Annotated in this window: 13 protein-coding genes; 5 read left to right on the top strand and 8 right to left on the bottom strand. The window is 60.2% G+C overall.

The window, feature by feature from the left end:
- The 4 genes from F8N80_RS10740 (at position 1) to F8N80_RS10725 (ending at position 5,316) form a co-directional block, all read left to right on the top strand.
- The gene (locus F8N80_RS10740) at positions 1-1,773 is read left to right on the top strand and encodes an N-acetylglutaminylglutamine amidotransferase (protein ID WP_150783832.1); all 1,773 of its coding nucleotides are present in this window, start codon (positions 1-3) and stop codon (positions 1,771-1,773) included.
- A 3-nt stretch (positions 1,774-1,776) separates the two neighbouring features.
- On the top strand, positions 1,777-3,525 hold the full coding sequence (gene ngg / locus F8N80_RS10735) for an N-acetylglutaminylglutamine synthetase (protein ID WP_150783831.1): 1,749 nt from the start codon (positions 1,777-1,779) through the stop codon (positions 3,523-3,525).
- A gap of 163 nt (positions 3,526-3,688) precedes the next feature.
- Positions 3,689-4,879 (top strand): osmoprotectant NAGGN system M42 family peptidase, encoded by a 1,191-nt coding sequence (locus F8N80_RS10730; RefSeq protein WP_150744453.1) that lies wholly within the window; start codon positions 3,689-3,691, stop codon positions 4,877-4,879.
- 209 nt (positions 4,880-5,088) lie between these two features.
- Entirely contained in the window at positions 5,089-5,316 is a 228-nt protein-coding gene (locus tag F8N80_RS10725; RefSeq protein ID WP_150744452.1) for a YheU family protein, read from the top strand.
- 5 nt (positions 5,317-5,321) lie between these two features.
- On the opposite strand, the gene csrA is transcribed toward F8N80_RS10725, so the two are convergent.
- The 3 genes from csrA to F8N80_RS10710 form a co-directional block, all read right to left on the bottom strand.
- Positions 5,322-5,507, bottom strand: coding sequence for a carbon storage regulator CsrA (gene csrA, locus F8N80_RS10720; protein WP_150744451.1), 186 nt, complete (start codon positions 5,505-5,507; stop codon positions 5,322-5,324).
- A gap of 154 nt (positions 5,508-5,661) precedes the next feature.
- Positions 5,662-5,994: a YnfA family protein gene (locus tag F8N80_RS10715; protein WP_150744450.1), complete on the bottom strand. Its 333-nt coding sequence runs from the start codon at positions 5,992-5,994 to the stop codon at positions 5,662-5,664.
- Between the two features lie 64 nt (positions 5,995-6,058).
- Positions 6,059-6,874 carry an SDR family oxidoreductase gene (locus F8N80_RS10710; protein ID WP_150744449.1) on the bottom strand — a complete coding sequence of 272 codons (816 nt, stop codon included), beginning with the start codon at positions 6,872-6,874 and terminating at the stop codon, positions 6,059-6,061.
- Between the two features lie 278 nt (positions 6,875-7,152).
- On the opposite strand from F8N80_RS10710, the gene F8N80_RS10705 reads away from it, so the two are divergent.
- Positions 7,153-7,311, top strand: a complete 159-nt coding sequence (locus F8N80_RS10705; protein ID WP_178084746.1) for a DUF3309 family protein — start codon at positions 7,153-7,155, stop codon at positions 7,309-7,311.
- Between the two features lie 47 nt (positions 7,312-7,358).
- Here F8N80_RS10705 and F8N80_RS10700 read toward each other — a convergent pair whose 3' ends face one another.
- The 5 genes from F8N80_RS10700 to F8N80_RS10680 all read right to left on the bottom strand — a co-directional run bounded on the left by F8N80_RS10700 (position 7,359) and on the right by F8N80_RS10680 (position 13,013).
- Positions 7,359-9,470 carry an LTA synthase family protein gene (locus F8N80_RS10700; protein WP_150744448.1) on the bottom strand — a complete coding sequence of 704 codons (2,112 nt, stop codon included), beginning with the start codon at positions 9,468-9,470 and terminating at the stop codon, positions 7,359-7,361.
- A 477-nt stretch (positions 9,471-9,947) separates the two neighbouring features.
- A complete protein-coding gene (locus F8N80_RS10695; protein WP_150744447.1) occupies positions 9,948-10,553 on the bottom strand; it encodes an START domain-containing protein in 606 nt (201 codons plus the stop codon).
- Positions 10,554-10,594: 41 nt separating this feature from the next.
- Positions 10,595-10,849 carry a YkgJ family cysteine cluster protein gene (locus F8N80_RS10690; protein ID WP_150744446.1) on the bottom strand — a complete coding sequence of 85 codons (255 nt, stop codon included), beginning with the start codon at positions 10,847-10,849 and terminating at the stop codon, positions 10,595-10,597.
- 164 nt (positions 10,850-11,013) lie between these two features.
- A complete protein-coding gene (locus F8N80_RS10685; RefSeq protein ID WP_150744517.1) occupies positions 11,014-11,487 on the bottom strand; it encodes a translation initiation factor 2 in 474 nt (157 codons plus the stop codon).
- An 86-nt stretch (positions 11,488-11,573) separates the two neighbouring features.
- Positions 11,574-13,013: an aminotransferase-like domain-containing protein gene (locus tag F8N80_RS10680; protein WP_064676444.1), complete on the bottom strand. Its 1,440-nt coding sequence runs from the start codon at positions 13,011-13,013 to the stop codon at positions 11,574-11,576.
- Between the last annotated feature and the right edge of the window lie 59 nt (positions 13,014-13,072).

Here is a 13,072-nt window from a genome sequence, read left to right as displayed (position 1 = left end):
ATGTGCGGATTAGCTGGCGAGTTACGTTTTGATCATCAACCTGCAGACCTTGCAGCCGTTGAACGAATCACCCATCACCTGGCCCCTCGCGGCCCTGACGCATGGGGCTTCCAGGCCCAGGGGCCGATTGCCCTGGGCCATCGTCGCCTGAAAATCATGGACCTGTCGGACGGCTCGGCGCAGCCGATGGTCGACAACCAGCTGGGCTTGTCCCTGGCCTTCAACGGCGCCATCTACAACTACCCGGAACTGCGCACCGAGCTGGAAAGCCTGGGCTACGCCTTCTATTCCGGCGGCGACACCGAAGTGCTGCTCAAGGGTTATCACGCCTGGGGCGAAGCGCTGCTGCCCAAACTCAATGGCATGTTCGCCTTCGCCATCTGGGAGCGCGATGCCAAACGTCTGTTTATCGCCCGCGATCGTCTGGGCGTGAAGCCGCTGTACCTGTCGCGCACCGGCCAGCGCCTGCGCTTTGCCTCGTCCCTGCCGGCGTTGCTCAAGGGTGGCGACATCCGCCCGATCCTCGATCCGGTGGCGCTCAATCATTATCTGAATTTCCACGCCGTGGTCCCGGCGCCGCGCACTTTGCTGGCGGGCATCGAAAAACTGCCACCGGCCACCTGGATGCGCATCGAAGCGGATGGCACCACCGAGCAGAAAACCTGGTGGACCCTGCCCTACGGCCCACACGCCGACGAGATGAACCTGACCCTCGAAGACTGGCGCGACCGGGTGCTCGACAGCACCCGCGATGCGGTGGCGATCCGTCAACGTGCGGCGGTCGATGTCGGCGTGCTGCTGTCCGGCGGTGTCGATTCGAGCATGCTGGTCGGCCTGTTGCGTGAAGTCGGCGTGGAAAACCTGTCGACCTTCTCCATCGGTTTCCAGGATGCCGGCGGCGAGCGTGGCGACGAGTTCCAGTATTCGGACCTGATCGCCAAGCACTACAACACGCAGCACCACCAACTGCGCATCGACGAAAAAGAGATCATCGAGCAACTGCCCGCGGCGTTCCGCGCCATGAGCGAGCCGATGGTCAGCCATGACTGCATTGCCTTTTACCTGTTGTCCCGGGAAGTGGCCAAACATTGCAAGGTGGTGCAGAGCGGCCAGGGCGCGGACGAGCTGTTTGCCGGTTATCACTGGTATCCACAAGTCGACGGTGCAGACGATCCTTACGCCGCCTATCGCGATGCGTTTTTCGACCGCAGCTATGACGACTACGCCGCCACCGTGCAGCCGAAATGGCTGACCGCCAATGACGCCGCGGGTGACTTCGTCAAAGAACATTTCGCACAGCCCGGCGCCGATGCGGCGGTAGACAAAGCCTTGCGTCTGGACAGTACGGTGATGCTGGTGGACGACCCGGTCAAACGCGTCGACAACATGACCATGGCCTGGGGCCTGGAAGCGCGCACACCGTTTCTCGACTATCGCCTGGTGGAATTGTCGGCCCGGGTGCCGGGTAAATTCAAACTGCCGGACGGCGGCAAGCAAGTCTTGAAAGAAGCGGCGCGGCTGGTGATTCCCAGTGAAGTGATCGACCGCAAGAAAGGTTACTTCCCGGTCCCTGGCCTGAAGCACTTGCAGGGCGACACGCTGAACTGGGTGCGTGACCTGCTGCTCGATCCCAGCCAGGATCGCGGTCTGTTCCAACCGCAGATGCTCGATCGCCTGCTAACCGATCCACAAGGACAGTTGACCCCGTTGCGCGGCTCCAAGCTGTGGCAATTGGCGGCCCTGAACCTGTGGCTCAGTGAACAAGGAATCTGATCGATGAAACCCCATGCCACGGCTTATAGCCAACGCCTGTTGCGCGGTCAGGCGCCCTCCTACGAACGCTTGCAGGCACGCCTGGCCGAAGACCGCAGTGAATTGGGCGCGGCGCCGATCGCCGTGCATTGCGGCTGGGGCCGGTTATTGATCGGCCACACCTTTGCCGACCCGGCGAGCCTCGCCCTGGAGTTGCTCAACGAGCATCCCGGCGAGCGCGATATTGCGCTCTACGTCGCCGCGCCCCAGCAAGTGCTGGGGCTGGAGCCGGCGCAATTGTTTCTCGACCCGTCCGACACCCTGCGTCTGTGGTTCAGCGATTACCGGCAGTCCACCCGGGTGTTTCGCGGCTTTCGCATCCGCCGGGCCCAGAGCGAGGCGGACTGGTCGGCGATCAACCGGCTGTACCAGCTGCGCGGCATGCTGCCGATCGACCCGAGTCTGCTGACCCCGCGTCACCAGGGCGGCCCGGTATTCTGGCTGGCCGAAGATGAGGACAGCGGCGCGATCATCGGCAGCGTCATGGGCCTCGATCATCACAAGGCGTTCAACGACCCGGAAAACGGCAGCAGCCTCTGGTGCCTGGCCGTCGACCCGCAATGTTCGCGGCCAGGCGTCGGTGAAGTGCTGGTGCGGCACTTGATCGAGCATTTCATGAGCCGCGGCTTGAGTTACCTGGACCTGTCAGTGCTGCACGACAACCGCCAGGCGAAAAGTCTTTATGCCAAGCTGGGGTTTCGTAACCTGTCGACCTTCGCCATCAAGCGCAAGAACAGCATCAATCAGCCGCTGTTCCTCGGTCCGGGTCCCGAAGCCGAGTTCAATCCGTATGCGCGGATCATCGTCGAGGAAGCGCACCGGCGCGGCATAGAAGTGCAGGTCGATGATGCCGAGGCCGGCCTGTTCACCTTGATCCATGGCAGTCGTCGGGTACGTTGCCGTGAATCCTTGAGCGATCTGACCAGTGCCATCAGCATGACCTTGTGTCAGGACAAGAGCCTGACCCACAAGGCGTTGAAAAAGGCCGGCCTGAAGCTGCCGGCGCAACAGCTGGCGGGTAACGCGGACGACAATCTGGCGTTTCTCGACGAGCACGAGCGGGTGGTGGTCAAACCCCTGGACGGCGAACAGGGTCAAGGGGTCGCGGTGGATTTGCGGACCATCGAAGAGGTCCAGCAAGCCATCGAGTCAGCCCGCCTGTTCGACAGCCGCGTGTTGCTGGAAAGCTTCCACGAAGGCCTCGACCTGCGGATTGTGGTGATTGGTTTCGAAGTGGTCGCCGCCGCGATCCGCCGACCGGCGCAAGTGGTGGGTGACGGTCAGCATTCCATCGCTGCGTTGATCGAAGCCCAGAGTCGACGGCGTCAGGCCGCCACCAGCGGTGAAAGCAAAATCCCGCTGGACCATGAGACCGAGCGCACCCTGCAGGCAGCGGGCTACGATTACGAAAGCCTGCTGCCGGCCGGCGAGCATCTGTTCGTGCGGCGCACGGCAAACCTGCATACCGGTGGCATTCTCGAGGATGTCACGGCAATCCTGCATCCGACCCTGGTCGATGCGGCAGTGCGCGCGGCGCGGGCGCTGGATATTCCGATGGTCGGACTTGACCTGATGGTGCCCGCGGCCGATCAGCCGGAGTATGTGTTTATCGAAGCCAACGAGCGCGCCGGGCTGGCCAACCATGAACCGCAGCCGACGGCGGAGCGGTTTGTGGATTTGTTGTTTCCCCATAGTCAGTCGGCGGTCCCTTAGTGGTGTAGTGCCTGGACTGGCGCCTTCGCGGGCAAGCCCGCTCCCACAGGGGAATGCGGTCAACTGTGGGAGCGGGCTTGCTCGTGAAGGCGGCCGGACAGGCAACACAGATTCATTCCCCCTCATCGAAACCATCGATGTGCTTAACTCATCAGGAGTTTCCATGACCCAAAAAATTCCCGAACCAGACCTCAATTACCTGCAAAAAGTCCTGCTGGAAATGCTCGCCATTCCCAGCCCGACCGGGTTTACCGACACCATCGTGCGCTACGTCGCCGAACGCCTTGAAGAACTTGGCATTCCATTTGAAATGACCCGCCGCGGGACCATCCGTGCCACGCTCAAGGGCAAGAAGAACAGTCCGGACCGGGCAGTGTCCGCGCACCTGGACACCATCGGCGCGGCGGTTCGCGCGATCAAGGACAACGGCCGCCTGACCCTGGCCCCGGTCGGGTGCTGGTCCAGCCGTTTTGCCGAGGGCAGCCGGGTCAGCCTGTTTACCGATAACGGTGTGATCCGCGGCAGCGTGTTGCCGCTGATGGCTTCCGGGCATGCGTTCAATACCGCCGTGGATGAAATGCCGATCAGCTGGGATCACATCGAATTGCGCCTGGACGCCTATTGCGCCACCCGTGCCGATTGCGACTCCCTGGGGATCAGCGTCGGCGATTTCGTCGCCTTCGACCCGTTGCCGGAGTTCACTGAAAGTGGCCACATCAGCGCCCGACACCTCGACGACAAGGCTGGTGTCGCTGCACTGCTGGCAGCGCTGAAAGCCATCGTCGACAGCGGCGAAGAGCTGATGATCGACTGTCATCCGCTCTTCACCATCACCGAGGAAACCGGCAGCGGCGCGGCGGCAGCGTTACCCTGGGATGTCAGCGAATTCGTCGGCATCGACATCGCTCCGGTCGCGCCGGGCCAGCACTCCAGCGAACACGCCGTGAGCGTGGCGATGCAGGATTCCGGCGGGCCGTATGACTATCACCTGTCGCGCCACCTGCTGCGCCTGGCCAGTGACAATGAGTTGCCGGTGCGCCGCGACCTGTTCCGTTACTACTTCAGCGATGCGCACTCGGCAGTGACCGCCGGCCATGACATTCGCACCGCCCTGCTCGCCTTTGGCTGCGACGCCACCCACGGCTATGAACGCACCCACATCGACAGCCTCGCCGCGCTCAGTCGTTTGCTGGGTGCCTACATCCTCAGCCCACCGGTATTCGCCAGCGATGCCCAGCCGGCGAAGGGGTCGCTGGACAGGTTCAGTCATCAGATCGAACATGACACGCAGATGGAAAGCGACACCCGGGTGCCGTCGGTGGATAGTCTGGTGGGGCAGCGGTCGGAGAGCTGACCCGGGCTTCTCATTGCCTGAGAGATTGCCTTCGCGGGCAAGCCTCGCTCCTACAGGTTTCGCGTCGATCACAATATCAGGTGTCGGCACATGCCCTGTAGGAGCGAGGCTTGCCCGCGAAGGCGGTAGATCAGGCGACATATGAGCCGCAGGCTAGCCGCAACCTGTCATTCGCCGTAGCATCGCGCCATTGTTTAGCCGAGGTGCCCATGCTGATCCCCCATGACCAACTTGAAGTCGACACCCTGACCCGCCTGATCGAGGACTTCGTGACCCGTGACGGCACCGATAACGGTGATGACACGCCGCTCGAAACCCGCGTACTACGGGTTCGCCAGGCCTTGACCAAGGGGCAGGCGCTGATTGTCTTCGACCCGCAAAGCGAGCAATGCCAGTTGATGCTCAAGCACGACGTGCCCAAGCATCTGTTCGACTGAAATCTTCAGTGCGCTTTGTTTTTCGGCAGTTTGAGCTGGATGCGTTCGTAGATCTCGGATCGGTGCACGTTGACGTCTCGTGGCGCTTCGACGCCAAAGCGCACCGTGCCGCCGTTGACCGCTACAATGCGCACGGAAATGTCGTCACCGATAGATATCAATTCGCCCACAACGCGACTGAGTATAAGCATGGCATTCGTCCTTCAGGATTAGTTGGCCCTGAAGATGCCCGGCGCACGGTAGGTCTTCAATGCGTCGGCGGCAAATCAGACCTCCCCTACAGCGCAAGAAGTAGGCCGACGAAGGAAAGGTCTGACAAATCACCGCAGTTGTAGGACCTATCCGTCAGGATGCGGCAAAGCGCGGCCCGAACAGGATGACACTGGCCCCGATCACGCACAGCGCCACTCCGACCCAGTCCGAGCCCAACGGACGAATCCGCTCGACCACCGCCAGCCAGCCAATCGACGCAATGATGTAGATACCCCCGTAAGCGGCATAGGCACGACCGGCATAGGTCGCTTCGATACGGGTCAGCAGCAGCGCAAACACCGTCAGGCTGAGCAACGCCGGCACTATCCACCAGGCACTCTTGCCCTGGCGTAGCCACACCCAGAAGGCGAAGCAGCCGGCGATTTCAAACAGCGCAGCGAGGAAAAACCACAGGTAATTGAGCATGCAAACGTCTCGCCAGGATGACCGGTTGCGGCCACCCTAGCGACGGTGATGCCCAAGGGCAAGTTCAGCCTGCGGTTTGCCTGGCCTTGGCGCGCATCTTGTCGGCCATGACGGTCATTTCGTCGTAGAGCAGTTGCGGGTTCTTCTGCTTGAGCGCCCAGGCCATACGGCCCTGCTCATGGGGCAGAATCATGAATTCGCCGGCGCCGACCTGTTGATGGATGTAGTCGGCAATGTCGGCAGCGCTGATCGGCGAGCTTTCCAGCAATTTACCGACCTGGGCCTTCATGGCCGGCGTCGGGCCACGGAAGGAATCGAGCAGGTTGGTCTGGAAGAATGACGGGCACACCACATGCACGGCGATTTCCTGCTGCGCCAGTTCGATCAGCAGGCTTTCGGACAAGGCCACCACGCCCGCCTTGGCGACGTTGTAGTTGCTCATGGCCGGACCTTGCATCAGAGCGGCCATCGACGCAATGTTGATGATCTTGCCTTTGCTTTTTTCCAGCAGCGGCAGGAAGGCCTTGCAGCCCTTGACCACGCCCATCAGGTTGATCGCGATCTGCCAGTCCCAGTCCTCCAGGGACAGCTCACTGAAGAACCCGCCAGAAGCGACGCCAGCGTTGTTGACGATGACATCGATGCCGCCCAGCTTCTCTTCACAGGCTTGGGCGAAGGCGGTCAACTGGCTGTAATCGCGTACATCGCAACGCTGGATGAAGCCGTCGCCACCGGCTTCGCGAACCTGTTTCAGGGTTTCTTGCAGACCGGGCTCGCTCACATCCGACAAGGCCAGTTGCCAGCCTTCACGCGCCCAGCGCAGCGCGATTTCGCGACCCAGGCCAGAGCCCGCACCAGTGATCATCATGCGATTTTGCATAGCAAACAGCCTTGTTGTTCCGGGGAAGATGTGTCGAGTGTAGCGAAGGACATTGCCCGACCCACGCTCCATCAGATTGCTGAATGGTCCAGGCAAACCCTGGAAGTGCCCCAACCAACTAATGCACTAAAACGAAATAAGCCTTTGTTCGAAAAACATTAAAAAAACTTGGAATTTTTGCTCACAGGCAACAGTCGGATTTTGTAAGCAGCCTGGTTTTATGGCATCGCGGCGGACCATTGAATGCCAGGTAGTTCCAGAACACTTCCAACAAGGAAATAAACATGGGCACAATTCTGATCATTATCCTGATCCTCCTGCTGGTGGGTGGTTTACCGGTCTTCCCGCACTCCAGAAGTTGGGGTTATGGGCCGTCGGGTATCATCGGCGTGGTGTTGGTGGTGCTGTTGATCCTGCTGTTGCTGGGTAAGATATAAAGGTTTAACAGGCAAAAAAAAGAGGCCCTTTTCAAGGGCCTCTTTTTTTATTTCGTTTCGACTATTCCGTCTGGCTTGCCGTCTACTACACCGGCGGTGTTGTCGATCAGGCTCTTGGTCGCCGTTTGCAGGAACGCTTCGAGCTTGAGTTTCAGCTCCGCCGTTCGTGACGCATCCGCAACGACCTCGGCGTGCGGCGTAGCACCGAGTTCATACCGGTACATTTTCGGCGCCATGTCCTTATCCTTCGGCAGCACCAGAATCTGGTCGGCCGTGATAATGGCCGTGGTCTGCTCGCTGCCCGACGGTTTGATCACGCCAAAACCGGTGTCGCCTTCGGGAAGGTTGAGCAGGTCACGCCCCCAGCACTGATGGCGCACTTCGCCACCGATCCGGCCCATGATGGTTGGCACGATGTCGATCTGAGTGCCCACGGTGTGGTCACGCTGGCCAAACTTTTCCTGGATACCCGGTGCGATGAACAGCATCGGCACGTTGAAGCGGCCCAGGTCCATTTCGGTGATCTGACGCTCGTTGCCAAACCCGTGGTCGCCCACGACGACAAACAAGGTCTCCTTGAAGTACGGCTCCTTGCGGGCCTTTTCGAAGAACTGGCCCAGCGCCCAGTCCGAGTAGCGCATGGCGGTCAAATGCTCGTTGAGGCTACCGCGATCGGTCACGCGCTCGACCGGCAAAGGTGTCGGCAAGGCGTAGGGCGTGTGGTTGGACAGGGTTTGCAGCAGGGCATAGAACGGCTTGCCGTTTTCCCGCGCCTTGAGCTCGACCAGACCACGGTCGAACATGTCCTGGTCGGACACGCCCCAGGTCGGATCGGAGAACACCGGATTGACGAAGTCGTTACGACCAATGAAGTTGGTCATGCCCTGGTTGCTGAAGAAACCCGACTGGTTATCCCAGGCGAAGTCACCGTTGTAGACGTACACGTCGTCGTAGTCACGGGCGCTGAGCAATTGCGGCAGGCCGGACAGCTTGTGGCTGCCCTCGGGCGTTTGCATCAGGTATTCGAAACCCGGCAGGTTCGGGAAGCAGGCCATGGTGGCGAACATACCCTGGTGGGTATGGGTGCCGTTGGAGAAGAAACGGTCGAACAACAGGCCTTCCTTCGACAGCTGGTCGAGGTATGGCGTGATATTGCCTGGGGCACCCAGCGCGCCCACCGAGTGACCCGCCATGCTTTCCATCAGGATCACGACGACATTCTTGATCGGCAGGGTCTTGTCGGTCGGCGGCGTGTAGTCGCGACGCACGGCGGCCGTCTCGACATCCACCAGCTTGTCATCCGGCATCACCAGCATGTCACGCACGACTTGCTGGGCTTGCGGCTGCGGCAGCGTGGCTTTCCAGATGTTGTCGCGGTCTTCGGACATCCGGCTCTTGGCCGCGGCGATCAGCGACAATGTACCGTTGAGGCCCAGCTGGTTGGCGAAGTTGGAGTCGGTGGTGTAGACGTCACCCCAACGCATCGGCGGGCCCTGGCGCAGGGTGCCACGGGCAGCGACTACGCAGACCAGCAGGCAGACCACGAACACCGCGATGCGCGAATACCACGGCGCGATCTGGCGCGTGCCGACGCTGCCGCCGCTGAATGGGCCGCGGGGACGGGTGGCCCGGTCGGCGCCCTTGAACGCCAGGGTCAGGATCACGGTGCCCACGGCCCAGGCCAACAGGTAGCGAACCACAGGGAAACCGTACCAGAGCATGCTGGTCACGGTTTTCGGGTCTTCCTTGATGTACTGGAACACCAGGCCGTTGAGGCGCTGGTGGAACTCGCGGTAGAAGTCCATCTCCATCAGGCCGAGGAACAATGCAATGCTCGAGACGACGGTCAGCCAGAGACGGAAGAACCCGCGGGCAGCCATGGCCCGGGCACTGAACAGCGCCAGCACCAGCGGAACGCTGAAGTAGACCACCAGTCGCAGGTCGAAACGCAGACCGTTGGTGAACGCTTCGAAAAAGGTCGAGGCCGGTGTGTCGAGCATCATCTCGCGGTTGTAGACCAGCAGCGCGACGCGCAGCAGGGTGAACATGACCATCATGACCAGGGCACACAGCAGCGTGTAGGCCAGATGCGATTTGACGGTCGGTTGCAGCAGGCGACTAGAAGCTCGCTGCTGACTCAGGGCGTCCGGGTTTGCCATGTCGTTTTAGGACCCATTGGAAGTTGAAGTTGCAAAAATACAGCGGCGCCTTGCCCTCTGTTGGCCAGGTTCTCGGCCCCGGGGCTTGCGCGGTGCGCAAATGTTGCACGATCGTCCGCGGCATTGCCATTGATTACTGCCCGGTATGCGCGGCGCGGGCATTGTCTTGGAGGGTTTGTGAAAATTTCGTGCAACGCATATCCGGAAACAAAATAATGGCCGTTGCGCCTATCCCCCTGTAGGAGCCAGGCTTGCCGGCGAAGAACGATAACGCGGTATAACAGATACACCGCAGCGCCTGGTTCGCGGGCAAGTCGGATCGCCGCCCGCTCGCTCCTACAGGCGAAGAACGGTAACGCGGTATTACAGATACACCGCAGCGCCTGGTTCGCTGTAGGAGCCAGGCTTGCCGGCGAAGAACGATAATACGGTGTATCTGATACACCGCGTCGTCTGGTTCGCGGGCAAGCCTCGCTCCTACTTCTCGGCGCGTTCTTTCAGGGCTTTCAAGGTATTGAACGGCGCATCGACCACAAACTTGTTGGCCACCATCGACGGGATGCTGCCGCCCGGCTCTGTGTGCACCTGATAAGTCACTTCGACCTGGTCGCCCTTGGGCACGAACTTCCAGAAACCGTCGACCTTGGTGACACGCACAAAGCCTTTTTCTTCGGGAAGGTACTTCGGTACGCCTTCGAGCTTGCGGGTCAGGCTGCCATCGGCGCCCTCGACGGTGGTGACATGCATCACCGAGTCACGCGGGGTAACCGGCCAGGGCGTATTGAACTGGGTGTAGGTCCAGCTCTGATTGCCTTCGTGCTTGAGCAACTTCAGGCTCTTGCATTCATGAATCCAGGCGCAAGTGCCTGGCAGGTCTTCCTGCAATGCACGCAGTTTGGCAATGGTGGTCTTCATCAGGGTGACGCCCTGGTAAGCCTTGTAATCGGAGCCAGCCACTTCACTGAGAGAGATCTTGATCCCGTCTTCGTTCTTGGCGACTTTCCAGTCTTCGGCCTGGGCGACCGATGTGGCCAGCACAACCGTCAACCCACAGAGCACAGCCATACGATGCAGCGAACCCATAATCTTATTCCTTATTGTTGAAGTTCCGTTCGTTGACCCCATCACGCCGCCGTCATTTGCTCCCACCATCCCAGCAATTTGATCGCTTCATCACTGCTGCTTCCGCAGACTTCGACATCGGCTGCAAACGCCGAACACACGGCAGGACGTTCCGCCTTGCCAAAAATACTGCACAAATTCTCCGCAGACAGCTGAACGCAACGTTCTCCCGCGGCCTTGCCATTGGGCATGCCGGGAATCGGTGAACTGATGGAAGGGGCAATGCAACAGGCGCCACAGCCTTCACGGCATTTCATGACGACGAGCTCCTCGCGACGGGCGACGGGTTAAAGACGAGGCACAGGGTAACCGTTAAAACGATCGTTTTAAATTGCCTGAACCCAGGTTTTTTCGCTCAAACGAACATGACTGACCAGTCTCCGACAAAGTGTCTGGCCAACAGGTCACAGATGGACGGCAATTACCGCTTGAATTCGAATTCCAGCGCAGCGCCTTCGACTTCCCGACGCTCTTCGTTACGCAGTTGTAACTGCATTTCGTTACTGATCAGCCTTCCGTTGAGCTGGAACGGCGTGCTGTCGGCCTTGTCACCGAACATTTGCGGCAATACCGGGTCGCGTCGTGGCAAGGGTACCGAACCGATGGGTTTCAGTTCCTCGGCCATCTCCTCGGGAAGGCTCAAATCCAGATGGGCCGAAGGCAGTTTGGTCTTCATCACTTCACTGGAGGGTTTGGACTTGGAAGCAATCGGCGCGCGTTTTTTCACCTTGGCCGCTTTCTTTTTGACCGCTGCGGCCTTCTTGGTCGGTGCCGGTTGTTTAGAGGTGGCGTTGGCTGCCGGTTTTTCTTGGACGGGAGCTGCCATGATGCTTTCTGCCTGAACAGTCATCAGCAGGCATATCGATAGCCATACGGCGGGGAAAATCGCTTTCATGGACCCAACGGCACAAACGGCACAAACGGCAGGAGTCATATGCTGGCCTGTTGCACGCAACAAGACAAGCACAGCCTGTCCCCCCGTCAAAAACCGCCGGCCATCTCCTGGCAGAGCTGGGTGGCGAGCATGCCCAAGGTCATCAATGCACGCTCGGCTTCCCGGTTCCAGGGGATGCCGCAGTTCAGGCGAATGCAGTGATTGAACTGCTCGGTATTACTGAAAATCAGCCCCGGCGCGATGCTGATGCCCTGCTGCAACGCGCGCACATGCAGTTCCTGAGTATTGACCCTTCCCGGCAGACTGACCCACAAAATGAAACCGCCGGTCGGTCGGGTCATCTGCGTGCCTTCCGGAAAATGCTGTTGCACCGCCAGCTGGAAGGCGCTGAGGTTCTTGCGGTACTCCTGGCGGATGTAGCGCAAATGCCGGTCGTAACCACCGTTCTCCAGATACGCTGCAATGCCCATCTGCGTGACGCTGCAGGCCGAATGGGTGCTGAAGGTCTGCAAGCGCTGGATTTCCTGCTGGTACTTGCCGGCAATCATCCAGCCGATCCGCACGCCCGGCGACAGGGTTTTGGAGAAGCTCGAGCAATAGATCACCCGATCCAGCCGATCGTAGGCCTTGAGCGCTTTGGTGCGACCCTGCTCGAACATCAGTTCGCCGTAGATATCATCTTCGACAACCTGAATATCGAAATCCGAGGCCAGCCGCAGCAGTTGCTTCTGTCGCTCTTCGGGCATGGTGCCGCCCAGCGGATTGCTCAGACGAGTGGTCAGCACCAGCGCCTTGATCGACCACTGGTTGGCCGCCAGTTGCAGGGCTTCGAGGCTCATGCCAGTCGCCGGATCGCTGGGAATCTCGATGACCTTGAGGCCCAGCAGGTCAGCCAGCTGCAGCAAACCGTAGTAGGTCGGCGACTCGGCGGCGATCAAGTCGCCCGGCCGGGTCAGGACGCGCAGGGACATCTGCAAGGCATCGACGCAGCCGTGGGTGATGACCACTTCCGAGGGATCGACCACCACGCCGGCGTCACGCATGCGAATCGCCACTTGGCGCCGCAAGGGTTCGAAACCGGGGCTGAACATGTAGCTGAATGCCCGCGGACTATGGAAACGGGTGACTTTGGCCAATTGCTGATGCAGCGCCCTTACCGGTAGATAATCGACACTCGGTACTGCTGCGCCCAAGGGAAACACACCCTCGCGGCGGGATTCGACCAGCACTTGCTGAATAATGCTGCTGCGGGTGACCAGGCCGGGACGCTCGACCCTGGCGATGTCCGGCGTCGGCGCGGTCAGCGCGGGGGTCTGGTGCACGTAGTAACCCGACTGCGGCCGGGCACGGATCAGCCCCTGATCCTCGAGATTGGCGTAGGCCTGCAACACTGTCGCATGGCTGACGTTGAGCTGCGAGCTCATCTTGCGTACCGAAGGCACGCGCTCCCCCGGTTGATAGACACCACGGCGGATGTCTTCGGCCAGTTGTTGAGCAATACGTTGGTAAAGCAAGAGATTGGTCATGACGCAGCACTCGATTTCACAGGCATTTTATTCTTGTGTGAAACATACCGGAACAGTTT

It is taken from the genome of Pseudomonas fluorescens (assembly GCF_902497995.1).
Classification (GTDB): Bacteria; Pseudomonadota; Gammaproteobacteria; order Pseudomonadales; family Pseudomonadaceae; genus Aquipseudomonas; species Aquipseudomonas fluorescens_BK.
This window is presented reverse-complemented; position numbering and strand designations above follow the sequence as displayed.